This window comes from Streptomyces sp. DH37 (genome assembly GCF_029813835.1).
In the GTDB taxonomy this organism is placed as follows: domain Bacteria; phylum Actinomycetota; class Actinomycetes; order Streptomycetales; family Streptomycetaceae; genus Streptomyces.
The window spans coordinates 126967-151892 of sequence record NZ_JARVKV010000010.1 but is presented as its reverse complement, the minus strand read 5'-3'; the positions used below and the strand labels follow the sequence as shown (position 1 = coordinate 151892).

The window sequence follows — 24926 nt, the reverse complement described above, 5'->3', positions numbered from 1 at the left end:
CGTCGGCGACGCCCCGCGGCGGTCAGCGGCGGTCAGCGGCCGGCCGCGAAGTCCACGAACGCGGCCCACTGCGAGGCGCCGAAGGACAGGTGCGGCCCCCGTACGTTCTTGGAGTCCCGGACGTGGACGGCCGGGGCGGCGACGGCGACCTCGACGCACTCCCCGCCCTCGGCCCCGCTGTAACTGCTCTTGCGCCAGGCGAACCCTACTGCGGCATCCGACGCGGACACCTCTGCGTTCATCGCTCTCCCAGCATCTGCTCGATCAGGGCCATGGACCGGCGCGGTGTGAGCGCCTGACCCCGAATGCCTCCATATCGAGCCACCAGAGTACGCACCCGGCTCTGATCTGTAACCAGGCGACTGACGCCCTGGACCTCCACGTATGCCACCTGTTCCCTGCCCTTGGGCGTCAGCAGAACGAACGGCCCGTCGGCCCCCGCGTACTCGTCGCAGTCGAGCGGAAGCACCTGGAGGGTCGTGCTCCGCAGGCTCCCGAGGTCGAGCAGGTGCCTGAGCTGCTTTCGCTGGACCTCCGCTCCCCCGATCTGGCGGCGCAGCACGGATTCGTCGATGACCGCGGTCACCATGGGTGCGGGCCAGCACCTCAGGATCTCCTGCCGAGCCATCCTCGCCGCTGCCCGCTGCTGAATCACCTCCTCGGCCAGCGGTGGGATGCGCGCTTCGAGCATGCTCCGCGCGTACTCCTCCGTCTGCAGCAGCCCCGGCACGGTCAGGGTGCTGAAGAAGTTGACCTCGACCGCGTCGGCCTCCAGGCGGGCGTAGTCCTGGAACCACGCCGGGTGCCGGACCCTGGCCCGCGCCCTGGCGCGGATCACGTCGTCCCGTACCGCTCTGAGCAGGCCGCCCGCGTTCAGGACGGTGTCGGCCGCCTCCAGCAGCTCCGGCTGCGGCGTGCGGTGGGCGCGCTCGACCGCCGAGATCTGGTGCAGGCCGTAGCCCACCAGGGCCCCGAACTCCCGCTGGGTGAGCCCGGCGCGCTCGCGCAGGAGCTTGATCTGTCTGCCGATCGCGCGGTAGAGGTCCGTCGTCTCGTCCGTGCCGTCCAGCGCCTCGGCGCCCGGGCCGGTGTACGCGTCGGACGCGGTCGGTTCGGCATGTGCGGCGTGTTCGGCATGTGCGGCGTGTTCGGTGCATCCGGTGTGTTCGGTGTGCTCGGCGGCGGCTCCGGCGGTCGCGGAGCCCTCGGTGTCCCGCTGCGGTGACCGGTCGGTCATGGTGGATCACCCCCGCCCCGTCCAACTTGTGCGCCGTGCGTACGGTCACCGCCTCCTCCCGCACAGACGGCCGGACGCGTCCGTACACGGCGGCCGTGTACGGCCCCGCCCGGCGCCCGCGGCGGCTGCCGTCCGTGTCCGGCGGCGGCGCGGGGAGGCCGCCGATTCGGCCGGTCCAGCGTCCTGGGCCTCCGTACGGGGATCCGCGGCCTCCCCGCGGCGCGGCGCGGCGCCCGGGTGACGCGACGGGCCGCTGACCTGGGAGGACACGCGGCACGTTCACCCGTGCGGCACAGCGGGGCGGAAAGCGCTCCCACGAGGGCAAACGCGCTCTGAGCTGGGCTTTGACCGATCCGGTCACACATCGTGATGGATTGCGTGCACATATGTGCCGATTTAACGTGAATTGTGCGTGGTAGTGATCGGCTCACTACGGGCCGTGACGCAGTCCACGTGACCTTTCCCCGGGCCCGGTCCCGCACCGGGCCCTCCCCTCCCAGGAGGTTTCTCCACGATGGTGAAGTCCAAGCTCAGCAAGCTCGCCCTGGTCGCCGCCGGTGGTGCGGTCGCACTCGCCACCGCCGCCGGGCCGGCCCTCGCCGAGCCGCCCGCCCCCTCCGCCGAGATGGGCAAGAGCGCCGAGCAGGCCCCGCGCGCCGAGGCCGAGACCCGCAACCCGGAGATGGCCCCCGAGTCGATGGACGACTCGCGCCACCACACCTACAAGGGTCGCGTCATCGCGCGGAGCGGGCTGAACGTCCGCACCCACCCCAACACCCACAGCCGGGTCCTCGCCACGCTGCCCTACGGCAAGGTCATCCACATCGAGTGCAAGGTCCGCGGCCAGAACGTCGCCGGCAACAACCTCTGGTACAAGCTGGACCGCAAGCACCACCACCACGACGGCTGGGTCTCCGCCCGCTACGTCGTCAACATCGGCCCGGCCCCGCACTACTGCAAGCACTGACGGCACCGGCCGGCCGAACCCCTGACGCCCGCCCCCACCGCCGACCCGGCGGCGGGGGCGGGCGCCGCCGTGCGCGTTCGGCCCGCGCGGGGCCTTCGACCCGTACGGCCGGTCGCGCACGGGGGATTGACGGGCTTGCTGACAAGCGGTCTCATAAAAGGCGAACCAGGTGTGACCGCCAGTAACCCCGACAGTGAGGTGGCCCCGCGATGACGACCGCGACCGACGCCGGAGGGCCCCGGGACGCCCTCGGGCCGCTCAGGGACCGCGAGCAGGTGGCCGAACGGCTGCTCGCATCGTCGGCCAGGCACTCCTTCGACCCCGACCGGGAGCTGGACTGGGACGCGCCCTTCGAGGAGGGCAAGTGGTTCTGGCCGCCGGAGCTGGTCTCCCTCTACGGCACCCCGCTGTGGCGGCGGATGCCGGAGGAGCAGCGGATGGACCTCGCCCGCCACGAGGCCGCCTCGCTGGCCTCGCTCGGCGTCTGGTTCGAGATCATCCTCATCCAGCTGCTGGTGCGGCACGTCTACGACAAGCCCATGACCAGCTCGCACGTGCGCTACGCCCTCACCGAGATCGAGGACGAGTGCCGCCACTCCAAGATGTTCACCCGCTTCATCCAGCGGGCGGGGGTGCGGCCGTACCCGGTCTCGCGGCTCCACCACAACCTGGCGCGGGTGCTCAAGACGGTCTCCACCACGCCCGGTTCGTTCACCGCGACCCTGCTGGGCGAGGAGATCCTGGACTGGATGCAGCGGCTGACGTTCCCCGACGAGCGGATACAGCCGCTGGTGCGCGGGATCACCCGCATCCACGTCGTCGAGGAGGCCCGGCACGTGCGCTACGCGCGCGAGGAGCTGCGCCGCCAGATGGCGAGCTGCCCGCGCTGGGAGGCGGAGCTGACCCGCATCAGCTCGGGCCAGGCGGCCCGGGTGATGTCCGCGTCCTTCGTCAACCCGCGGGTCTACACCGACGTCGGGCTCGACCGCCGCGAGGCCGTCGCCCAGGTGAGGGCCAGCGGCCACCGCCGCGAGGTGATGCAGACGGGGGCGAAGCGGCTGACGGAGTTCCTGGACGAGATCGGGGTGCTGCGGGGAGCCGGCCGCCGGCTGTGGCGGAGCTCCGGGCTGCTGGCGTAGCGGGACGGAACGGGACGGGGCCGGCCGGCGGCGGTTACGCTTCCTGCATGACCGCCCCGGCGTACCGCAGGCTCAGCGTGGAGGAGCGGCGCGGCCAGCTCATCACCACCGCGCTCGTCCTCTTCGCGCACAGCGCTCCCGAGGACGTCTCGCTCGACGACGTCGCCGCCGCCGCGGGCGTCTCGCGCCCCCTGGTCTACCGCTACTTCCCCGGCGGCAAGCAGCAGTTGTACGAGGCGGCCCTCGGCAGCGCGGCCGACGAGCTGCGCCAGTGCTTCGCCGAGCCGCAGACCGGTCCGCTCAGCCGCAGGCTGTCGCGGGCGCTGGACCGCTACCTCGCCTTCGTCGACGGGCACGACGCGGGCTTCTCCGCACTGCTCCAGGGCGGCAGCGTCGCCGACACCTCCCGGACGGACGCGATCGTGGACGGGGTGCGGCGGGCCGCGGCCGAGCAGATCCTGCTGCATCTGACGCCGGCGCGGGGACCGCGGCCGGGCCCGCGGCTGCGGATGATGGTCCGCACCTGGATCGCGGCGGTGGAGGCCGCCTCGCTGATCTGGCTCGACGAGGGCAAGCGGCCGCCGCTGCCGGAGCTGCGCGACTGGTTGGTGGACCACTTCCTGGCCCTGCTCGCCGCCACCGCCGCCGGTGACCCGCGGACGGCCGAACTCACCCGCGCCGCCCTGGAACTGGAGCGGCCGGACGGGCCGGTGGGCCGACTGGCCCGGCGGGTGGCCCCGGTGGTCGGCGACGCGCTCCACCTGCTGTGAGACTGGAGCGGTGAGAAGCGAGGAGACGGCGTTCGCCGGCGGGCCGATGGACGGGCGGGTGCTGCCCGTGCTGGTGGGGCCCACGGGACGGCCGCCGAAGTACTACGAGATCCCCGTCCCCGATCCGTCGGGCGGCAGGCCCGTCGTCCACGTCTACCGGCTGGAGGCGGTGCCCGGCGGCGGGAGGTGGTCGGTGCTGCCGCGCGGCTGGCGGTACGTCCACCAGCCGGAGGGCCGGCCGCGGCGCGGGCCGAGGTGGCCGTGGAGCCGGCGGCCGGGCGGAGGGGCCGGGGAGTCCGGGGGCCGCTGAGCCCGGCCGGGTTTGCGGAGGGATGCGGCAGGTATCGCGTACCGCTCTCCTCATCCCGTCCGCCGTCCGCCCACCCCCTCTAGTCTGCCGCCCGTGAGCACAGGCATGGCCCGCCCCGCCACCGACGCCCCCCGTCGGCTCGGCCCCTACCGGCTGCTCGGGACGCTCGGCCACGGCGCGCTGGGGCCGGTCCACCTGGGCCGCGGCGCCGCGCGGCGGGGCGGCCGCAAGCGGCTCGCCGCCGTACGGGCGCTCCGTCCCGAACTGCTGCGCGACCGGCAGCTGAAGGCCCGGCTCCGGCGCGACCTGGACACCGTCCGGACGCGGGTGACCAGCCCGTACGCGGCGCTGCCGCTGGGCTGCGAGCTGGACGGCGAACGGCCCTGGGCCGCCGTGGAGTTCGTGCCCGGCCCCAGCCTCGCCCGGTTGCTCGTGCGGTACGGGCCGCCGCCCGAGGCCGCCGTACGGGCGCTCGGCGCCGCCCTGGCGCACGCCCTGGCCGACCTGCACGCGGCCGGGGTCGCCCACCGCGCCCTGCGGCCGGCCTCCGTGCTGGTCGCCGCCGACCGGCCCCGGGCCGTGGACTGCGCCCTCGGCGCCCTGGCCGGCGAGCCCCCCGCCGACGGGCACGGGGGGCCCGCCGAGGACGTCTTCGACCTCGGCGTCCTGCTCGCCCTCACCGCGAGCGGCCGCCACCCCTTCCGGGACGGCCCGCCGCCCGCCGGGGCGCCCCGGACATCCGAGACGCCCGGGGCGCCCGGCCGGGGGGAGCCCGCGCCGGCGGGCGTTCCCGCGGGCCTGCGCCCGGTGCTGCTGGCCTGCCTGGACCGCGAGCCCGGGCGCCGTCCGGCGGCGGACGCGCTCGCGGCGTCCCTGGATCCGGCGGGGAGGGCGTGGGGCCCGGCCGGCACGTGGCTGCCGGAGCTCTGGCTCCGCGCGATCGGCGCCCACGCGGCACTCGCCCGTGAGCTGGGCGGACGGCGCCGGTTCGGCCGGTGAGTTCCGGTCCGCACGCCCCGGGCAGGCCGGGTGGATCCCGGCGCACGGGACGCACCGGGCGGCCTCATCTCGCCCTGATCTTTCAGGAGTTGTAAGCGAACCTTAAATGAGAGCGCTCTCTGGCAGAAGTCTTGACCTTTGAACGCGGTCTCACCACAGTGGCCCCATCCGGCCTTCGCCCCACCCGCCTCGGGTGGCGGCCGGACGCACGGCCATGCATGTCGTGCACATGCCATTACCACGTCCGTCAGGAGATCCCCACCGTGGTGTCACGCAGAAGGTTCCTCGGTCTGTCCGCGGCCGCCGTCTCGGCCCCCGTCATCGGCTACGCCGCCACGTCCTCCGGCTTCGCCGCCGACTCCCCCGCGCGTACGGCGGCGGCCGCGCCGACCGTGCGCTTCGTCAACGAGACCGGCCGGTCCACCGCTTTCGCCTACGTGCACGCCGACGTCCCCGGCGGCGGGCAGGGCTTCCTCAACCCCTCCACCGGCCGCCTGGACCCGATCCCCAACCCGGCCGAGCGGATGCACGACCTGAGCGGTTTCCTGGCCTCGCGCCGGATCCCGTTCGACCGGGACATCCCCCTGAACGACCACCTCACCGGCGGGCGGGCGTACGTCTCGCTCGGGGAGAGCGTCTCCTTCTTCGCCAACCCCAACGCGGGCGGCGCCGCGGGCGCCCTCGTCCAGCCGTCGGCCGCCAACCCCGCCGACGCCTCGTACCGCACCGCGTGGGACTACTGCGAGTTCACCTACAACCCCAGCGGGATCTGGGGGAACATCACCTGCGTGGACGGCGTCGCCCTCCCGATCTCCCTCACCCTCACCCCCGGCAGCGGGGCGGTGCAGCACGTCGGCGGCATGCCCGCCGGCGGGACCGCCGCGCTGGCCGAGCGGCTGCGGCAGGCCGGCGGCGACTGGGGCAGGTGCGCGCTGTACGACGGGGACCGGCTGGTGCGGGTCTCCAGCCCCGCCAAGCTCCCGGGCCTGGGCACGGAGGTGTTCGCCGGGCACTACCGGTCCTACGTCGACGAGGTCTGGCACGCCTACCGCGCCGACGGCGGCAGGGACCTGCGGATCGCCCTGGGCGACGTGTGGCCGGGGAAGACCGTGGTCGGCCGGACCCACGGCGACCGGCTGGTCTTCGAGGGCATCACGGACGGCTCCCCGAACTCCTTCGCCAAGCCGGGGACGGCCGGCACGACCGCCGAGGCCGACATCTTCGGCTGCGACGGCACCCTCCACGGGATCAACGCCACCCAGCAGGGGCGCGTCGCCGCCGTGCTGGGCGCCGCGTTCTGCCGCACCACGCTGCTGAGCAACCCCTCGCAGCCCGACGCGACCTCCGCGCAGTTCTACACCCACGGCCCGCGGTACGAGTACGCGCGGCTGGTGCACGAGCTGGCGGCCGACGGACGCGGGTACGCCTTCCCCTACGACGACGTCACGCCCACCGAGGAGGGTGACCTGGCGGGCGCGGTGATGTACACCGAGCGGCCCTCCGACTGGGCGCTGACGGTCACGGTCAAGCGGCCCGTCTGACGGGTCCGGCCGCCCGCCCGGTTCACCCGGCCGGTGCCGCGGTTACGGCGATCGCCGCATCCGCGCACCGGCCCGGAGGCCGGCCGCGGCCCCGCGTGCCACGATCGCCGCAGGAGCCCTGTGGAACGGTGCGGAGCGCGGAGGTGGGCCGGTGTCGAGGGCGCGGGGTCGTCTGCCGTGGGGCCGCCTGCTGCGGGGCCGTCCGGTGCGGGCGGTGGTCGCGGCGGTGACCACCGCGGCGGTCGCCCTCGCACCGGGACCGGCCGCCGCCGCGGACGCGCCGCCGCTCCCGGGCGGGGCGGGGGGCGAGCCGGTCAGCGAACTCCTCACCCGGATGCGGGACCTGTACCGGCGGGCCGAGACGGCCGGCGCGGCGCACCGCGTCACCGAGCGGGAGCTGGCGGAGCGGCGCGGGAAGGTCGACCGGCTCCAGCGCGAACTGGCGGACACCCGCGTACGGCTGGCCCGGGCCCGCGACGAGGCCGGACGGCTCGCCCGGCAGCAGTACCGGGGCTCGTCCGGAGTGCTCCCGGTCTCCGTGCGGCTGCTGCTGGGCCGCGACGAGCGGGAGGTGCGGGAGGTGCTGGAGCACGGGCGGGTGCTGGACCGGATGTCCGCGCGCCGGGCCTCGGCCGCGGCGCGGCTGTCGGCCGAGGAGCGGCGGCTGGACCGGCTCGCGAGCCGTGCGCGCGACGCCCTGGACCGGCAGCACACGCTCGCCGCGGACAGCGGACGGCGGCGGGAGGAGGCCGGGCGGCTGCTGGCGGAGGTCGAGCGGCGGCTCGCCTCCCTGAGCGACGGGGAACTGGCCGCGCTGCGCCGCGCCGAGGCGGCGCAGCACGGCTGGTGAGGCGGGTGCGACGGGCCGGACGGCCGGGGAGGCGGGCCGGACGGCCGGGGTCTCAGGCGGAGGCCAGGCTCGCCAGGTACGCCCGGGCCTTCTCCGGGTCGAAGAACCAGTTCTCCAGGTCGGACGGGTCGCTGAAGGCGTTGGCGAAACGGTCCGCCAGCTCCTGGTGCTCCATGCCCGCGCCGATCAGCTGCAGCACGTGCTCCGGCGGCGGCGCCAGCAGGCCGTTCGACCACTTGGTGACGTGCCGGGCCGTGTCCTCCCAGAAGCGCTCGAACGTGGCCCGCATCCACTCCTCGTCGAACGGCTCGTCGCCGCGCTCCAGGATGGCGGCCAGGTAGGTGGCGGCGCACTTGGAGGCGGTGTTGGAGCCCTGGCCGGTGATCGGGTCGTTGGCCACCACCACGTCCGCCACGCCCAGCACCGCGCCGCCCGAGGGGAGGCGGCCGACCGGCTTGCGGACGGTCGGCGCGTAGCGGCCGGCGAGCGTGCCGCCCGCGTCGGTCAGCTCGACCTTGCGGGCCCGCTCGTACTCCCACGGGGTGAAGCGCCTCATCAGCTCCAGCGTGAGGTCCAGGTGCTCGGCCGGGTCCTTGACGCCCTGGAAGACGTCCAGCGGACCGCCGGGGACGCCCTCCCAGAACATGATGTCGCAGGGGCCGGAGACGGTGTAGCCGGGGATCATGAACAGCTCGCCGACGCCCGGCACCAGGTTGAAGCGCACCGCCAGCATCTCCGGGTGCTCCGGACGCCGCTCCAGGCCGTGCACGTAGGACACCGCCAGGGCGCGCTGCGGCTTGTCGTACGGGGAGCGCGAGGCGTCGCGCTCGAACATCGTCACCAGCTCGCCCTTGCCCGCCGCGACGAGCACCAGGTCGTAGGTGCGGGCGAAGAAGTCCAGGTCGGAGACGGTCGCGCCGTGGATGACGAGCTGGCCGCCGCGCTGGGCGAAGGTCTCCAGCCAGCCGGCCATCTTCACGCGCTGGTCGATCGACTGCGCGTAGCCGTCCAGCCGGCCCACCCAGTCGACGGGGCGCGTGGGGATCCCCCCGGGGCCGTCGGGGCCGACGACCGAGACGCCCAGGCCCTCGGTCCGCGGGCTCTGGTCCTCCCAGAAGTTGATCTCCAGGTCGCGCTCGTGCTGGAGGGCCTGGTCGAACATGCACTGGGTCGACATGACCCGGCCGCCGCGGATCTCGTCCGCCGTGCGGTTCGACATCACGGTGACCTCGTAACCGTGCGACTGGAGGCCGAGCGCGAGCTGGAGGCCGGACTGGCCGGCTCCGACGATGAGTATCTTCCGCATGGCGGTTCTCCCCTGGGGTGCCTGGGTACTGTGGGGTGCCTGGGTGTGGGGGCTGGTGGGACGCGGGACGGGGCCGCCGGTCAGGCGGGGGTGAGGTCCAGCGCGTGGCCGACGAGCGCCGTCAGCGAGTCGACGACCGTGTCCCGTTTGCGCGCGTCCATGACGACGACGGGCACGCGGTCGGGGACGGACAGCGCCTCGCGCACGTCCTCGGCCTCGTAGTACTCCGTCCCCTCGAAGTGGTTGACGGCCACGACGTAGGGCAGGGCGCAGCTCTCGAAGTAGTCGAGCGCCGGGAAGCAGTCCTCCAGCCGCCGGGTGTCGGCCATCACCACCGCGCCGATCGCGCCGCGCACCAGGTCGTCCCACATGAACCAGAAGCGCTGCTGGCCGGGGGTGCCGAACAGGTACAGCACCAGGTCGGAGTCGAGGGTGACGCGGCCGAAGTCCATGGCGACCGTGGTCGTGGTCTTCTCCGGGGTGGCGGTGAGGTCGTCGGTGCCCTCGCTCGCCTGGGTCATCACCGCCTCGGTGGTCAGCGGTTCGATCTCGGAGACCGAGCCCACGAAGGTCGTCTTGCCCACGCCGAAGCCCCCCGCCACCACGATCTTGACGGAGATGGGGGCGCGTCCGCGCTCCTCCTGCCAGGGCTGGAGCTTCTCGTCGCTCTCTGCCGGGTCGTTCACGGCGTCCACCACGGGTCTTTCTCGGTGTCTTCGTCGGTCGGTGTCGAGGCGCCCCGCACGGCACCGGGCGGGGTGCGGGGCGTCAGAGTCTGCGGAGCCCACCCAGCACCCTCTCCAGCAGCGCGCGGTCGGGGCGGTCGTTGTCGTAGCCGGTGCCGTAGACCCGGATGCGGCCCTGGTCGGCGAGGTCGCTGAGCAGCACGCGCACCACGCCCAGCGGCATCCGGAGGCGGGCGGCGATCTCGGCCACCGAGCGCATCCGGCGGCACAGCTCGACGATGGCCCTCATCTCGGGCATCACGCGGTCGCGCAGGCCTCCCGAGGTCAGCTCCAGGCGGGCCTCGGGGGCCTCGATGGCGGCGACGAGGGTCTCCACCAGCAGGACGTGCCCGAAGCGGGTGCGTCCGCCGGTCAGGGAGTAGGGGCGCACACGCGCGGGTTTGCGTACGGGCAGCGGGCTGTGGGAAGTCACTGGTCCAGCTCCATCGACGTGCGCAGTTCGGTGCGGAGTTCGGGGGTGAGGACGTGCCCGGCCCGGCCGACGAAGAGGGCCATGTGGTACGCGACGACGCTCATGTCGCAGTCGGGTGCGGCGTGGACGCCGAGCAGCGAGCCGTCGCTGATCGACATCACGAACAGGCTGCCCTCGTCCATGGCGACCATGGTCTGCTTGACGGCGCCGGCGTCCATCAGCTTCGACGCGCCCTGGGTGAGGGAGCCGAGGCCGGAGACGATGGTGGCCAGATCGGCGCCGGAGCCCCTGGGGCCCCGGTCGGGCCGCCCCCCGGGCTCCCGGCGCGGGGCGCCGGCGTCCCCGCGCTCCCCGCCGCCGTGCTCCTCGCGGTCCCGGCCGTCGGCGGGCTCGGCGGTCCGGCCCGGGTCGGAGGAGAGCAGGAGCAGTCCGTCGGAGGACACCACGGCGACGGACCGTACGCCGGGCACCTCGTCGACCAGGTTGGCCAGCAGCCAGCGCAGGTTGCGCGCCTGCCTGCTGGGCGTGTGTGCGGTGGTGGGCGCGTTCACTTCCGTGCCTCCTCGACAGTGCCACCCGTGTCCGTCGACCCTGCCCGGCCCTCGCTCCGGCCGGTCCCGTTCGGTGTGCCGCCCGGTCCGCCGCCGTTCTCCTCGGCGGCGATCTGGGCCTCCGCGTCGCGCTGGCCGTCCCGGGCGCCCTGCTGGAAGCCGCCGAGCCGCCTGCGCAGCTCCTCGGCCCTCAGCCCGCCCGTGCGGTGGCGGGGGACGTCGACCCCGGTCTCCACCGTCCGGGGCGTCCGCTTGGGGAGTCCCTTGGCGGTGACGGTCCGCGGGGCGGGCTCGCCCTCCGGCGCGGGGGCGGACGTCGGCGCGGGCGTCGGCGCGGGGACGGTTCCGGGCGCCGGTACCGGCGTCTCGTCCCGGGCCCGGCTGTGCTCGCGGGGGTCGTCGGGCTCGATGTAGTACGGCCCCGCGGCCCGGACCAGGGCGTCGCGCGCGGGGTCGGCCGCGGCCTCGGCGACGTCGGCGGCGACATCGGCGGCCGCGGCGCCGGCGGGGCTCCCCGCGCCGGCGGCCGGTGCGGGCCGCGCGGTGCGCTCGGTGATCCGGGGGATCCGCGCGGTCTCGGCGGCGTCCGCGGTGCCGGCGCCCGGCGCGGGCGCGTCCCCGGCCGGCTCCGGCCGCACGCGGTCCGGGCGGGGCGGCAGCGCGTTGCCGTTGGCCTCGGCGACCGTGCCCGGCAGGGCCGGCACCGTGCCCGCGGCGGCGGCCTTGGGGCCCGCGGCGGCGCCGGGCATCGGGCGGTCGGGCAGCAGGGCGCGCGGCAGGACGGCGACCGCGGCGATGCCGCCCTGCTTCTGCTCGCGCAGCTGCACCCGTACGCCGTGCCGCGCGGCGAGCCGGGCCACCACGTACAGGCCCATGCCCAGCACGTCCCCGTCCTCCGGGTCGGCGGACGCGCCCTCGGCCAGCTTGGCGTTCAGCTCGGCGAGCCGCTCGGGCGCCGCTCCGATGCCCTCGTCCTCGACGGAGAGCATGATCTCGCCGTTCTCCAGCATCCAGCCCGACAGCCGTACCTCGGCGTCCGGCGGCGAGAAGGCGGTGGCGTTGTCCACCAGCTCGGCGATCAGGTGGCTGACGTCGTCGGCGGCCGAGCCGGACACCTGGGCGTGCGGGGGCAGCGCGGCGATCTCCACGCGCTCGTAGCGCTCGATCTCGCTGATCGCGGCGCGCAGCACGTCCAGCAGCGGCACCGGCTCCAGATGGCCGGTGGTGTGCTCGGCCCCGGCCAGGAGCAGCAGGTTCTCGCTGTGGCGGCGCATCCGGGTGGCGAGGTGGTCGAGCTTGAAGAGGGTGGCGAGCCGGTCCGGCTCCTTCTCCTCGTGCTCCATGGACTCGATGAGGGTGAGCTGCCGCTCCACCAGGCCCAGGGTGCGCAGCGCGAGGTGGACGTACGTGCCGTGGGGGGCGCCCTGCCGGGACTCCGGCCGCTCCCCTCCGGTGCCCTCGGCGGCGTCGCTCCCGGCGGCTCCGGCCGCGGCCTTCACGGCCTCGTGCTCGCGCAGCAGCCGCTCGTGCTCGGCCGCCAGGGCGGTCAGCCGCTCGCGCACGGCGGCGAGTTCGGCGGCCGTCTCGCGCGCGGGGTCGGCGGCCCGCGGGTCGGCGGCCCGCGGGTCGGCGGAGGCCGGGTGGGCGGGAGCCGCGGCGGAGCCGGCGGCGGCCTCGGCCCGGACGGCCCGCTCGTGGAGCGCGGCGGCGGTCTCCCGCAGGCGGTTGACGGCGCGTACGACGTCGGCGAACTCGTCGTTGCGGCCGGTGTACGCCACCGGCTCCTCGCCGACCGGGTCGGCGGCCACCCGCTCGCCGCCGCGCCGCAGGACGGCCAGCGGACGGGCCATCGAGCGGGCGGTCTGCACGCTGATGCCGACCGTGAGCAGCAGGCAGACGCCCAGCAGGGCGATGCGCAGCTCCAGCGCGGTCAGGTCGTCGTCGCGCAGCCTCTCCAGCCGCTTCACCTCGGCGGCCGCCAGCGAGGACTCCATGCTGCGCATGCGGTCCACCCGGGCGGTCAGCGCGGACTCGACCCGGTCGCGGTCCAGGGACCGGTCCTGGTGGTCCAGCCGCGGCTGGTCGGTGAGGCGGGCCAGATAGCGCTCGGCCAGCGTCACGTCGGTGCCGGTGACGGTCCTGGCGTACGCGTCGCGGTCGGAGGCCAGGGCCGTCTGGTCGAAGTCGGCGAGGGCGGCCTGCTCGCGCAGGTGCGCCTGCTGGGCGGCGGCGGTCAGGCGCGGCTGCTCGCCCTGGGCGGCGAGCGCGGAGAGCAGCAGCCCGCGGGCGGCGGAGGCCTGCTCGACCGCGCGGCCGAGGTCGGGGAGCGCGTCGGCCGTCGCGTTCTCGGCGCGGGCGGGCAGGGCGCGGGTGGTGGCGGCGGTGATGCTGTTGAGGGACTGGATGAGCTGGGTGTACGCCTCGTGGGTCTCGACGGCGCCGCTCTCCCCGGCCACGGCCCGCCGGCGGGTGTCGGGGAAGGCGTCGAGCAGCCGCCGCACGTCGGCGGGCGCGTCGGCGCTCAGCTCCCGGATGCCGCGGTCCACGCGGGCGCGCTCCCGCTCGGTGAGCCCCTCACCGTCGTGGGTGGTGCGGCCCGCGGCGATGTAGCGGACGACGGCGTCGCGCTCGTCGGCGAGGGCGTGGGAGAGCGAGACGGCGCCGCGGCCCAGTCCGGCGCGGTCGACCAGTCGCTGGGAGTCGGTCAGGTCGCGCGAGGCGGTGGCCACGCCGGGCGCGCCCGCGGCGAGTACGGCGGCGGCGCACAGGACGACGGAGGCGAGGAGCCTGTTGCGCACCCGCGCCCTGCGCCCCGTGGGGGGCGGCGTGGGGGCCGTGCCGTCCTGGTGGTCCTGCCGGCTGCTCCGGTGTCGCTTCTTCCCCACCCGTGCTCGCAATCTCGTTCCGCCGTCCCGGACGCGTCCGGAAGGCGACAGTCCAACGTGCGCGGCAAGGGACCGTACCCCGCCCGTCCGCGCCTGCTCGCGGCGACCGACGTTTCCATCGTTGCAGTGGGAGCGGAGGCGGTCTCCGTGCCGGGCCACCCGAAGGAGTGAACATCACCAGGGAGTTACCGAACAACTCCGGTGACGGCGGCGGTTTGGCCACACACCGGCCGGGGGTTGGAAATCCGCGCGCGGTTTTGGAAAGATTCGCGCCCGCCGTTTCACGGACAGCCAGATTCCGGTAGAACTCCGGCGAAGGAGCGCGGATCGCACCGCCGGCGCGGCCCCGTCCGCCGCCCCCCGCCCGGCCCGGCTCCTCCCCCGGTCCGCTCCGGCAGACTGGCGCGCATGCGGATCGAGATGGCCAGCGAGCCGGGCAGCCCCCGGGTCCCCAACGAGGACTACGCGTCGGTAGCCCTACCTGCGGCAGGGCGGGGCGGAGCGCTGGTGGTGCTGGACGGCGTGACGCCCCCTCCCGGGGACACCGGCTGCGAGCACGACGTCCCCTGGTACGTGGCGCGCCTGGGCGGAGCGCTGCTCGAACTGTCCGGTTCGCGGCGGGATATGACGCTGGCCGAGTGCCTCGCCGCCGCCATCGGGCGGACCGCCTCCTCCCACGGACCGGGGTGTGACCTTTCTCACTCCCGCACCCCGCAGGCGACGGTGGTGCTGGCCCGCTGGGACGAATCGGCCGTCGAGCACCTGGTGCTCTCCGACTCGGCGCTGCTGCTGGAGGACGCGGACGGGGCGGTGACGCCCGTGCTCGACACCCGGCTGGACCGGCTGCGGCCCGCCGCGCGGGCGCTGCCCCCGGCCGAGCGCGCCGCGTACCTGGAGGCCCTGCGCAACGCGGAGGGCGGCTTCTTCACGGCGGCGGCCGATCCGGCGGTGGCCGGGCGCGCGGTGACGGGCTCCGCGCCCCGCGAACGGGTGCGCGCGCTGGCGGCGTTGAGCGACGGCGTCACGCGCTGGGCGGAGACCTTCCGCCTGGGCGACTGGACCGCGCTGATGGCGGTGCTCCGCGGGGAGGGGCCGCGGTCGCTCGTCGCGCGGGTGCGCGCCGCCGAGTCGGCCGACCGCGCCGGTACGGCCTTCCCGCGCGGCAAGGCCCATGACGACGCGACGGCCGTGCTGGTGGAGTTCTAGGCGGGTCCCCGGCCGCCGGGGCCGGAGTCGCCCGGTTCGTTCAGCCGGTGGAGCAGGCGCGCCAGTTCGGCGATCTCGCCGCGGTCCCAGGAGGCGAGCCGGCGGACGTAGCGGGCGCGCCTGGCCTCGCGGATCCGGGTGAACCGCTCGCGCCCCTCGGGAGTGAGGCTCACCAGCCAGGCGCGGCCGTCGTCCGGGTCGGGTTCGCGTGCGACCAGGCCGAGGGACTCCAGGGCGCGCAGCTGACGGCTCATCGTGGCCCTGCCGATGCCGAAGTAGGCGGCCAGGTCGGTGGCGCGCTGCTGCCCGGCGTCCGCCAGCCGCAGCAGCAGGCCGTACGCCGCGGGCTCCAGGTCGGGGTGGACCTCGCGGGCCACCTCCACGGAGGAGGCCCGGGCCCTGCGCAGGAAGACGGCCAGCTCGTGTTCCAGCGCCAGGAACTCCGGGCCCGGCCCGCCGGGGCCGTCCGCTGTCCCGCTGTCGTGCACGTCTGCGCTCTTTCCGGGGTCGGCGACGGGGAGGGGGCGGGCCGCGGCGCCCCCTGCGGCGGGGTGTGCCGGGAGCCGCGGCCCGCACCAGTATTTCCCACCCGCGCCGGGGGCGCCCGGCGCCGCTCAGGCGGCGGCCGGGAGGTCCGCCGCGACCGGGGTCAGGGCCAGTTCCAGCACCTGGCGGACGTCCGAGACCGGGTGGACGTCCAGCTTCCGCAGCACCTCCTCGGGCACGTCGTCCAGGTCCGGCTCGTTCCGCCTGGGAATGATCACCGTGGTGATCCCGGCCCGGTGCGCGGCCAGCAGCTTCTGCTTCACCCCGCCGATCGGCAGGACGCGGCCGGTCAGCGAGACCTCGCCGGTCATCGCCACGTCCGGGCGGACCCGGCGGCCCGACAGCAGCGAGGCCAGCGCGGTCGTCATGGTGATGCCCGCGCTCGGCCCGTCCTTGGGCACCGCGCCCGCCGGGATGTGCAGGTGGACGCCGCGGTCCTTCAGGTCGCCGACCGGCAGCTCCAGTTCGGCGCCGCGCGAGCGCAGGTAGGAGAGGGCGATGTGCGCGGACTCCTTCATCACCTCGCCCAGCTGCCCGGTCAGCGTCAGGCCGGAGGCGCCCGTCTCCGGGTCCGCCAGCGACGCCTCGATGTAGAGGACGTCGCCGCCCGCGCCCGTGACGGCCAGCCCGGTGGCCACGCCGGGGACCGCGGTGCGCCGCTCGGCCGGGTCCTGGGCGGACTCGGGGGTGTGGTGCGGGCGGCCGATCAGGGCGCGCAGGTCGTCCGCGCCGACGGTCAGCGGCAGCTCGCGCTCGCCCAGTTCGTGCCGGGCGGCGATCTTGCGCAGCAGCCGGGCGACGGACCGCTCCAGGTCGCGCACCCCCGCCTCGCGGGTGTACTCGCCGGCCAGCTTCCGCAGCGCGTCCTCCCGGAGCGTCACGTCGCCGGAGTCCAGCCCGGCGCGCTCGCGCTGGCGGGGCACCAGGTGGTCGCGGGCGATGACGACCTTCTCGTCCTCGGTGTAGCCGTCCAGCCGCACCAGCTCCATGCGGTCCAGCAGCGGCTGCGGGATGGCCTCCAGGACGTTGGCCGTGGCCAGGAACACCACGTCGGACAGGTCGAGTTCGACCTCCAGGTAGTGGTCGCGGAAGGTGTGGTTCTGCGCGGGGTCGAGGACCTCCAGCAGGGCGGCGGCCGGGTCGCCGCGGAAGTCGCTGCCGACCTTGTCGATCTCGTCGAGCAGCACGACCGGGTTCATCGAGCCGGCCTCCTTGACGGCCCGCACGATCCGGCCCGGCATCGCGCCGACGTAGGTGCGGCGGTGGCCGCGGATCTCGGCCTCGTCGCGGACGCCGCCGAGCGCCACCCGGACGAACTTCCGGCCCATCGCGCGGGCCACGGACTCGCCGAGGGAGGTCTTGCCGACGCCGGGCGGCCCGACCAGGGCCAGCACCGCGCCGCCCCGGCGCCCGCCCACCACGCCCAGGCCCCGCTCGGCGCGGCGCTTGCGGACGGCCAGGTACTCGGTGATGCGCTCCTTGACGTCCTCCAGCCCGGCGTGGTCGGCGTCCAGGACGGCGCGGGCCCCGGCGATGTCGTACGCGTCCTCGGTCCGCTCGTTCCACGGCATCTCCAGGACGGTGTCCAGCCAGGTGCGGATCCAGCCGCTCTCGGGGCTCTGATCGGAGGCGCGCTCCAGGCGGTCGACCTCCTTCAGCGCGGCCTCGCGGACCTTCGGTGGCAGGTCGGCGGCCTCCACCCGGGCGCGGTGGTCGTCGCCCTCGTCCCCCGCCTGCCCGCCCAGCTCGGCCAGCTCCTTGCGGACGGCCTCCAGCTGGCGGCGGAGCAGGAACTCGCGCTGCTGCCTGTCCACGCCCTCCTGGACGTCCTTGGCGATGGCCTCGGCGACGTCCTGCTCGGCGAGGTGCTCGCGCAGCCAGGTGACGGCCAGCCTCAGCCGCTCCACCGGGTCGGTGGTCTCCAGCAGCCTCACGCGCTGCCCGGAGCCGAGGAAGGGGCTGTAGCCGGAGTTGTCGGCGAGCTGCCCGGGGTCGTCGATCTGCTGGATGCGGTCCACGACCTGCCAGGCGCCGCGCTTGCGCAGCCAGCTCGTGGCCAGGGCCTTGTACTCCCTGACCAGCTCGGCGACCGCGCCGGGCGCGGGGGTCTCCCCGCCGGAGGCGGAGGAGGGGTCCGGGGCGCCCTCCCCGATCTCGGTGCCCTCCACCCACAGGGCGGCGCCCGGTCCGGTGGTGCCCGCGCCGATCCGCACCCGGCCGACGCCGCGGATCAGCGCGCCCGGGTCGCCGTCGGCCAGCCGCCCGACCTGCTCCACGAGGCCGAGCACACCGATCGCCGCGTAGGCGCCGTCGATCCGCGGCACGAGCAGCACCCGCGGCTTCTCGCCGTTCCCGCCGTTCCTGTCGTTCCCGTCGTTCCCGCCGTTCGGTCCGCCCGCGCCGCCTCTTCCGGCGGCGGACTGGGCGGCCTCGACCGCGGCCCGCACCTCGGCGTCCGACAGGTCCAGCGACACCACCATCCCGGGCAGCACCACCTCGTTGTCGAGCGGCAGCACGGGCAGGGTGAGCGTTGTGGGCGGCAGAGCCATGATCTCTCCCTCGGCAGTCAAATTGAGCTTGGGCGACTCAATGTCTCTTCAATGCCCGGAAGGAGCACGGTGTTCCCCGGCACGCGTTCGCTCTGAGCGATCACCGTCCGCAGCGACTCCCCGGTGCGCTCCGCGCGGCACCGGCAGGATGGTCGGCATGCACCTCCCGCACGAGACAGCCGAGCAGGGGGCGGCCGGGTACGAGGCCGCCCGGCACGGGGCCGGCGCCTCCGGCGCCGAGCGGCCCCGCGTACTGGACCGGCGCGAGGGGCCCCACGGCGAGGTCGTCCTGCGCCGGCACGGCGGGCTGCTCCAGATCATCGCCAACGGCTGCTTCCTGATGGACACCTCCGACGGCCGCTCCGAGCGGCTGCTGGTGCGGGCCGCGCTGGAGGAGCTGGACGCGCTCGGCGGCCGGCCGGCGCCCGCCGTGCTGATCGGCGGGCTGGGCGTCGGCTTCTCGCTGGCCGAGGCGGCGGCCGAGCCGCGCTGGGGGCGGATCACGGTGGTCGAGCGGGAGGAGGCGATCGTCGACTGGCACCTCGACGGCCCGCTCGGCGAGTCCGCCGCCGAGCTGGGAACCGCCGGGGCGCTGGCCGACCCGCGCGTGCGGATCGTCCGCGCCGACCTCCTGGCGCACCTGGCCGACGGCGGCGAGCCGTACGACGCGCTGTGCCTGGACGTCGACAACGGTCCCGACTGGACGGTCACCGAGGACAACGCCTCCCTCTACTCCCCCGCCGGGCTCGCCGCCTGCGCCCGGCGGCTCACCCCCGGCGGAGTGCTGGCCGTGTGGTCCGCGCGGCCGTCCCCGGCGTTCGGCGAGGCCCTGCGGAATGCCGGGTTCACGCGGGTGCGCACCGAAGAGGTCCCCGTCGTCCGAGGCGTCCCGGACGTGATCCACCTCGCCACCCGACCGGCGTAGCGCACCGCACACGGGCCCCTTACGCTCTTGCAAGAAAACCGAGCGGCAGGGCGAGGCGTATGGACCACAGGAGCACGACGCAGTCCCACGGCGGCACCCCCGCCGCGGCGGCCACCCCCGGCGCCCAGCGCCGGGTCCTGGTCGTGGAGGACGACCCGACCATCACCGAGGCGGTCGCCGCCCGGCTGCGCGCCGAGGGCTTCCAGGTCCGCACCGCCGGGGACGGCCCGGCGGCGGTCGAGACGGCCGAGGCGTGGCAGCCCGACCTGCTCGTGCTGGACGTGATGCTGCCGGGCTTCGACGGCCTGGAGGTCTGCCGCCGGGTGCAGGCCCGGCGGCCGGTGCCGGTGCTGATGCTCACCGCCCGGGACGACGAGACCGACATGCTGGTCGGCCTCGGGGTCGGCGCGGACGACTACATGACCAAGCCCTTCTCCATGCGGGAGCTGGTCGCGCGCGTCCACGTCCTGCTGCGCCGCGTGGAGCGGGCCACGATCGCCGCGGCCTCCCCCCGCTCGGGCACGCTGCGGCTGGGCGAGCTGGAGATCGACCACGCCCAGCGCCGGGTGCGGGTCTCCGGCAGGGACGTCCACCTCACCCCGACCGAGTTCGACCTGCTGGTCTGCCTGGCCAACTCCCCCCGCGCGGTGCTCTCGCGCGAGCAGCTCCTGGCCGAGGTGTGGGACTGGGCGGACGCCTCGGGCACGCGGACGGTCGACAGCCACATCAAGGCGCTGCGCCGGAAGATCGGCGCGGAGCGGATACGCACGGTCCACGGCGTCGGTTACGCGCTGGAGGCGCCCGCCCCGGCCTCCGACTGGACATGAGCGGAGCGGGCGTGAGCCGCTGGCGCTCCCTGTGGGACCGGTTCTGGGAGGGGGTGCGGCCCCTGGACCCGTACCGCTCGGTCAAGGCCGCGCTGGGCGCGCTGGTGATCGTCACGGTGGCCATCACCACCCTGCTGACCATCGTCGCGGTCCACTCGGCGATCGAACTGCGGGTGATCGCCCTGCTCGCGGTGATCGCCTCGCTGGTGGTCACCCAGTTCGTGGCGCACGGACTGGCCGAGCCGCTGGACGAGATGACGGACGCGGCCCGCTCGATGGCCCGCGGCGACTACAGCCGGCGGGTCCGCGTCGACCGCCGCGACGAGCTGGGCGAGCTGGCCGACACCTTCAACCGCATGGCCGCCGACCTGGAGGCCGTCGACCGGCACCGCAAGGAGCTGGTCGCCAACGTCTCCCACGAGCTGCGCACCCCGATCGCGGCGCTGCGCGCGGTGCTGGAGAACGTGGTGGACGGGGTCTCCGAGGCCGATCCGGCGACCATGGACACCGCGCTGAAGCAGACCGAGCGCCTGGGCCGCCTGGTGGCGCACCTGCTGGACCTGTCCCGGCTCGACAACGGCGTGGTGCCGCTGCGCTCCCGGCGCTTCGAGGTGTGGCCGTTCCTGGCCGGCGTGCTCAAGGAGGCCAACATGACCAAGGGCGAGGGGCACGCCCGCACCGACGTCCACCTGCACCTGGAGGTGAACCCCCCGGAGCTGGTCGCGTACGCCGACACCGAGCGGCTGCACCAGGTGGCCGCCAACCTGATCGACAACGCCGTCAAGCACAGCCCGCCCCACGGCCGCGTGACGGTGCGGGCGCGTCCCGGCCGGGCGCCGCTGAGCCTGGAGCTGGAGGTGCTGGACGAGGGACCGGGCATCCCGGAGGCGGACCGCGACCGGGTCTTCGAGCGCTTCGGCCGCTCCGCCTCGGCCAAGGGCGGCGACGGCGGCACGGGGCTGGGCCTGGCCATCGCGCGCTGGGCGGTGGATCTGCACGGCGGACGGATCGGAGTGGCCGAATCCCCGCGCGGCTGCCGGATCCTCGTCAGCCTTCCCGGCGACACCTCCGGCCTGGAGTTGACGTAGGCTCGAGGGAGGCGCGAGGTGAGGGAGCGCGGCAGGGGCCCGTTCCCGGGTCGCCCCTTCCCGGATTCCGCCGAACCATGTTCGTTTCCCGCCAAAGAGAACGCCGAAACGCACCGCCGAATGTGACTTAGACGACGCAAACCCCATGCCGACTGCACCGAACGGCCGGGGGAGCGTAGCCTTTATTTCTGCTGTCCACCCACACAGGTAAGCGGAAGAGGGCGGTTGCCGCCGTGTCGCCACAGGCCCCAAAGACTTCGAGCGTCTCGACCGAGCAGGACGGGCAGGGGAAGAATCCCGCCGCCGGCTTCGGTGCCAACGAGTGGCTCGTCGACGAGATCTACCAGCAGTACCTCCAGGACCCGAACTCGGTAGACCGGGCCTGGTGGGACTTCTTCGCCGACTACAAGCCGGGGCAGGCCGCCGGGGGAGCCGCGGCCCCCACCCCGTCGAAGCCCGCGGCCGAGCCCCAGGCGCCACAGGCCCCCCAGTCCCGGCAGGCCCAGCCCCAGCAGGCTCAGCCTCAGCAGGCCCAGCCCGCGCCCGCCGCCAAGACGGTGCCGGCGCCCGCGGCGAAGCCCGCCCCCGGGAGGAGCGAGCCCGCCGCGAAGCCCGCCGCCGAGGCCGCCCCCAAGAAGAGCGCGCCCGCGGCGAAGCCCGCCGCCGGGGACGGGGACGGGCAGGAGACCGGTACGGAGTACGTGCCGCTGCGCGGCCCGTCCGCCGCGGTCGCCCGGAACATGAACGCCTCGCTGGAGCTGCCCACCGCCACGTCGGTGCGCGCGATCCCGGTGAAGCTGCTGATCGACAACCGCATCGTCATCAACAACCACCTCAAGCGCGCCCGTGGCGGCAAGGTGTCCTTCACGCACCTGATCGGCTACGCCATGGTCAAGGCGCTCAAGGCGATGCCGTCGATGAACTACTCGTACACCGAGAAGGACGGCAAGCCGACGCTGGTCAAGCCCGACCACGTCAACCTCGGTCTGGCCATCGACCTGGTGAAGCCCAACGGCGACCGCCAGCTCGTCGTGGCCGCCATCAAGAAGGCCGAGACGCTGACCTTCTTCGAGTTCTGGCAGGCGTACGAGGACATCGTCCGCCGCGCCCGGAACAACAAGCTGACGATGGAGGACTTCTCCGGCGTCACCGCGTCGCTGACCAACCCCGGCGGCATCGGCACCGTCCACTCGGTGCCGCGTCTGATGCCGGGCCAGGGCCTGATCCTGGGCGTCGGCGCGATGGAGTACCCGGCGGAGTTCCAGGGCACCTCGCAGGACACCCTGAACAAGCTGGGCGTCTCCAAGGTCATGACGCTGACCAGCACCTACGACCACCGCGTGATCCAGGGCGCCGCCTCCGGCGAGTTCCTGCGGATCGTGCACCAGCTGCTGCTCGGCGAGAACGACTTCTACGACGAGATCTTCGAGGCGCTGCGCATCCCCTACGAGCCGGTCCGCTGGCTCCGCGACATCGACGTCTCCCACGACGACGACGTCACCAAGGCCGCCCGCGTCTTCGACCTGATCCACTCCTACCGGGTCCGCGGCCACGTCATGGCCGACACCGACCCGCTGGAGTACAAGCAGCGCAAGCACCCCGACCTCGACATCACCGAGCACGGGCTCACCCTGTGGGACCTGGAGCGGGAGTTCGCGGTCGGCGGCTTCGCCGGCAAGTCGCTGATGAAGCTGCGCGACATCCTGGGCGTGCTGCGCGACTCGTACTGCCGCACCATCGGCATCGAGTACATGCACATCCAGGACCCCAAGCAGCGCAAGTGGATCCAGGACCGCGTCGAGCGCCCGCACTCCTCGCTGGAGCGTGACGAGCAGCTGCGCATCCTGCGCCGCCTGAACGCCGCCGAGGCGTTCGAGGTCTTCCTCCAGACCAAGTACGTCGGCCAGAAGCGCTTCTCCCTGGAGGGCGGCGAGTCCGTCATCCCGATGCTGGACGCCGTGCTGGACGCCGCCGCCGAGGCGCGCCTGGACGAGGTCGTCATCGGCATGGCCCACCGCGGCCGCCTCAACGTGCTGGCCAACATCGTGGGCAAGTCCTACGCCCAGATCTTCCGGGAGTTCGAGGGCAACCTCGACCCGAAGTCGATGCACGGCTCCGGCGACGTGAAGTACCACCTGGGCGCCGAGGGCACCTTCACCGGCCTGGACGGCGAGGAGATCAAGGTCTCCCTCACCGCCAACCCCTCCCACCTGGAGGCCGTGGACCCGGTCGTGGAGGGCGTGGCCCGCGCCAAGCAGGACATCATCGGCAAGGGCGGCACCGACTTCACCGTCCTGCCCGTCCAGCTCCACGGCGACGCGGCCTTCGCGGGCCAGGGCGTGGTGGCCGAGACCCTCAACATGTCGCAGCTGCGCGGCTACCGCACCGGCGGCACCGTGCACGTGGTCATCAACAACCAGGTCGGCTTCACCGCCCCGCCGGAGTCGGCGCGCTCCTCGATGTACGCCACCGACGTGGCGCGGATGATCGAGGCGCCGGTCTTCCACGTCAACGGGGACGACCCGGAGGCCTGCGTCCGCGTGGCGCGGCTGGCCTTCGAGTTCCGCCAGGCGTTCAACAAGGACGTGGTGATCGACCTCATCTGCTACCGCCGCCGCGGTCACAACGAGGCCGACAACCCGCACTTCACCCAGCCGCTGATGTACAACCTGATCGACAAGAAGCGCTCGGTGCGCAAGCTCTACACCGAGTCGCTGATCGGCCGGGGCGACATCACGCTGGAGGAGGCCGAGCAGGCGCTCCAGGACTTCCAGGGGCAGCTGGAGAAGGTCTTCACCGAGGTCCGCGACGCCGCCAACCAGCCGGCTCCGGCGGAGGTCCCGGCCCCGCGGCCGGAGTTCCCGGTCGCGGTGGACACCGGCGTCAGCGCGGAGGTCCTCAAGCGGATCGCCGAGTCCCAGGTCAACATCCCCGAGCGGATCACCGTCCACCCCCGGCTCCTGCCGCAGCTCCAGCGCCGCGCGGCGATGGTGGAGGAGGACAGGATCGACTGGGCGATGGGCGAGACCCTGGCCATCGGCTCGCTGCTGATGGAGGGCACCCCCGTCCGCCTGGCCGGCCAGGACTCCCGCCGCGGCACCTTCGGCCAGCGCCACTCGGTGCTGGTGGACCGGGAGACCGGCGAGGACTACACCCCGCTGCTGTACCTCTCCGAGGACCAGGCCCGCTTCAACGTCTACGACTCGCTGCTGAGCGAGTACGCGGCGATGGGCTTCGAGTACGGCTACTCCCTGGCCCGCCCCGAGGCGCTGGTGATGTGGGAGGCGCAGTTCGGCGACTTCGTCAACGGCGCGCAGACGGTCGTGGACGAGTTCATCTCCTCGGCCGAGCAGAAGTGGGGCCAGACCTCCGGCGTCACGCTGCTGCTCCCGCACGGCTACGAGGGCCAGGGCCCGGACCACTCCTCGGCCCGGATCGAGCGCTTCCTCCAGCTGTGCGCGCAGAACAGCATGACGGTCGCGATGCCGACCCTGCCGTCGAACTACTTCCACCTGCTGCGCTGGCAGGTCCACAACCCGCACCACAAGCCGCTGATCGTCTTCACCCCGAAGTCGATGCTCCGGCTCAAGGCGGCGACCTCGAAGGCCGCGGAGTTCACCTCCGGCGGCTTCCGCCCGGTCATCGGGGACTCCTCGGTCGATCCGGCCCAGGTCCGCAAGGTGGTCTTCTGCTCCGGCAAGGTCTACTACGACCTCGCCGCCGAGCGGAGCAAGCGGGGCGTGACCGACACCGCGATCATCCGGCTGGAGCGGCTGTACCCGCTGCCCAGCAAGGAGATCCAGGCGGAGATGGCCCGCTACGGCAACGCCTCGACGGTCGTCTGGGCCCAGGAGGAGCCGGCGAACCAGGGCGCGTGGCCGTTCATCGCGCTCAACCTGGTGGACCACCTCGACCTGTTCATCGGCTCGGGGAAGGCCCCGAACGCGGACCGGCTGCGCCGGGTCTCGCGTCCGTCGTCCTCCTCCCCGGCGGTCGGCTCCGCCAAGCGCCACCAGGCCGAGCAGCAGCAGATCGTCGACGAGGTCTTCGACCTCTGAGGTCCGGGGACGGC

General features: G+C 74.3%; 21 protein-coding genes. 12 read left to right on the top strand and 9 right to left on the bottom strand.

Features of this window, described 5'->3' with window-relative positions; genetic code table 11:
* Positions 1–32 precede the first annotated feature (32 nt).
* Both QC029_RS08495 and QC029_RS08490 read right to left on the bottom strand, forming a co-directional pair.
* Positions 33–242, bottom strand: coding sequence for a DUF397 domain-containing protein (locus QC029_RS08495; RefSeq protein ID WP_279554865.1), 210 nt, complete (start codon positions 240–242; stop codon positions 33–35).
* Positions 239–1237 carry a helix-turn-helix transcriptional regulator gene (locus QC029_RS08490; protein WP_279554864.1) on the bottom strand — a complete coding sequence of 333 codons (999 nt, stop codon included), beginning with the start codon at positions 1235–1237 and terminating at the stop codon, positions 239–241. Before QC029_RS08490 ends, QC029_RS08495 begins: the two co-directional genes overlap by 4 nt.
* 514 nt (positions 1238–1751) lie before the next feature.
* On the opposite strand from QC029_RS08490, the gene QC029_RS08485 reads away from it, so the two are divergent.
* The 7 genes from QC029_RS08485 to QC029_RS08455 all read left to right on the top strand — a co-directional run bounded on the left by QC029_RS08485 (position 1752) and on the right by QC029_RS08455 (position 7813).
* The gene (locus tag QC029_RS08485; protein ID WP_279554863.1) at positions 1752–2204 is read left to right on the top strand and encodes an SH3 domain-containing protein; all 453 of its coding nucleotides are present in this window, start codon (positions 1752–1754) and stop codon (positions 2202–2204) included.
* 209 nt (positions 2205–2413) lie between these two features.
* The gene (locus tag QC029_RS08480; protein WP_279554862.1) at positions 2414–3343 is read left to right on the top strand and encodes a diiron oxygenase; all 930 of its coding nucleotides are present in this window, start codon (positions 2414–2416) and stop codon (positions 3341–3343) included.
* 47 nt (positions 3344–3390) lie between these two features.
* The gene (locus tag QC029_RS08475; RefSeq protein ID WP_279554861.1) at positions 3391–4113 is read left to right on the top strand and encodes a TetR/AcrR family transcriptional regulator; all 723 of its coding nucleotides are present in this window, start codon (positions 3391–3393) and stop codon (positions 4111–4113) included.
* Between the two features lie 10 nt (positions 4114–4123).
* Positions 4124–4423, top strand: a complete 300-nt coding sequence (locus tag QC029_RS08470; protein WP_279554860.1) for a hypothetical protein — start codon at positions 4124–4126, stop codon at positions 4421–4423.
* A 93-nt stretch (positions 4424–4516) separates the two neighbouring features.
* Complete coding sequence (locus QC029_RS08465; protein WP_279554859.1) at positions 4517–5422, top strand: hypothetical protein; 906 nt, start codon at positions 4517–4519, stop codon at positions 5420–5422.
* A gap of 263 nt (positions 5423–5685) precedes the next feature.
* Complete coding sequence (locus tag QC029_RS08460; RefSeq protein ID WP_279554858.1) at positions 5686–6963, top strand: beta-1,3-glucanase family protein; 1278 nt, start codon at positions 5686–5688, stop codon at positions 6961–6963.
* Between the two features lie 151 nt (positions 6964–7114).
* Positions 7115–7813: a hypothetical protein gene (locus QC029_RS08455; RefSeq protein WP_279554857.1), complete on the top strand. Its 699-nt coding sequence runs from the start codon at positions 7115–7117 to the stop codon at positions 7811–7813.
* 52 nt (positions 7814–7865) lie between these two features.
* On the opposite strand, the gene QC029_RS08450 is transcribed toward QC029_RS08455, so the two are convergent.
* The 5 genes from QC029_RS08450 to QC029_RS08430 all read right to left on the bottom strand — a co-directional run bounded on the left by QC029_RS08450 (position 7866) and on the right by QC029_RS08430 (position 13713).
* Positions 7866–9119: a styrene monooxygenase/indole monooxygenase family protein gene (locus QC029_RS08450; protein ID WP_279554856.1), complete on the bottom strand. Its 1254-nt coding sequence runs from the start codon at positions 9117–9119 to the stop codon at positions 7866–7868.
* A gap of 80 nt (positions 9120–9199) precedes the next feature.
* Positions 9200–9817, bottom strand: coding sequence for an ATP/GTP-binding protein (locus QC029_RS08445; protein ID WP_279554855.1), 618 nt, complete (start codon positions 9815–9817; stop codon positions 9200–9202).
* Positions 9818–9887: 70 nt separating this feature from the next.
* Positions 9888–10277: a DUF742 domain-containing protein gene (locus tag QC029_RS08440; RefSeq protein ID WP_093662003.1), complete on the bottom strand. Its 390-nt coding sequence runs from the start codon at positions 10275–10277 to the stop codon at positions 9888–9890.
* Positions 10274–10828: a roadblock/LC7 domain-containing protein gene (locus QC029_RS08435; protein ID WP_279554854.1), complete on the bottom strand. Its 555-nt coding sequence runs from the start codon at positions 10826–10828 to the stop codon at positions 10274–10276. The genes QC029_RS08440 and QC029_RS08435 overlap by 4 nt, the downstream gene beginning before the upstream one ends.
* Entirely contained in the window at positions 10825–13713 is a 2889-nt protein-coding gene (locus QC029_RS08430; RefSeq protein WP_279554853.1) for a nitrate- and nitrite sensing domain-containing protein, read from the bottom strand. Before QC029_RS08430 ends, QC029_RS08435 begins: the two co-directional genes overlap by 4 nt.
* A 408-nt stretch (positions 13714–14121) precedes the next feature.
* On the opposite strand from QC029_RS08430, the gene QC029_RS08425 reads away from it, so the two are divergent.
* The gene (locus QC029_RS08425) at positions 14122–14919 is read left to right on the top strand and encodes a hypothetical protein (RefSeq protein WP_279554852.1); all 798 of its coding nucleotides are present in this window, start codon (positions 14122–14124) and stop codon (positions 14917–14919) included.
* Here QC029_RS08425 and QC029_RS08420 read toward each other — a convergent pair.
* Positions 14916–15407, bottom strand: a complete 492-nt coding sequence (locus QC029_RS08420; RefSeq protein ID WP_279554851.1) for a MarR family winged helix-turn-helix transcriptional regulator — start codon at positions 15405–15407, stop codon at positions 14916–14918. The two genes, QC029_RS08425 and QC029_RS08420, sit on opposite strands and share 4 nt — an antisense overlap.
* 126 nt (positions 15408–15533) lie before the next feature.
* Positions 15534–18014 carry an endopeptidase La gene (gene lon, locus QC029_RS08415; RefSeq protein WP_279554850.1) on the bottom strand — a complete coding sequence of 827 codons (2481 nt, stop codon included), beginning with the start codon at positions 18012–18014 and terminating at the stop codon, positions 15534–15536.
* 157 nt (positions 18015–18171) lie between these two features.
* Here lon and QC029_RS08410 point away from each other — a divergent pair, with 157 nt between their 5' ends.
* The 4 genes from QC029_RS08410 to QC029_RS08395 all read left to right on the top strand — a co-directional run bounded on the left by QC029_RS08410 (position 18172) and on the right by QC029_RS08395 (position 24912).
* Positions 18172–18939: a spermidine synthase gene (locus QC029_RS08410; RefSeq protein ID WP_279554849.1), complete on the top strand. Its 768-nt coding sequence runs from the start codon at positions 18172–18174 to the stop codon at positions 18937–18939.
* 59 nt (positions 18940–18998) lie between these two features.
* A complete protein-coding gene (locus QC029_RS08405) occupies positions 18999–19766 on the top strand; it encodes a response regulator transcription factor (protein WP_279554848.1) in 768 nt (255 codons plus the stop codon).
* On the top strand, positions 19763–20854 hold the full coding sequence (locus tag QC029_RS08400) for an ATP-binding protein (protein ID WP_279554847.1): 1092 nt from the start codon (positions 19763–19765) through the stop codon (positions 20852–20854). The genes QC029_RS08405 and QC029_RS08400 overlap by 4 nt, the downstream gene beginning before the upstream one ends.
* Positions 20855–21087: 233 nt before the next feature.
* Positions 21088–24912, top strand: coding sequence for a multifunctional oxoglutarate decarboxylase/oxoglutarate dehydrogenase thiamine pyrophosphate-binding subunit/dihydrolipoyllysine-residue succinyltransferase subunit (locus QC029_RS08395; RefSeq protein WP_279554846.1), 3825 nt, complete (start codon positions 21088–21090; stop codon positions 24910–24912).
* The last annotated feature ends 14 nt before the right edge of the window (positions 24913–24926 follow it).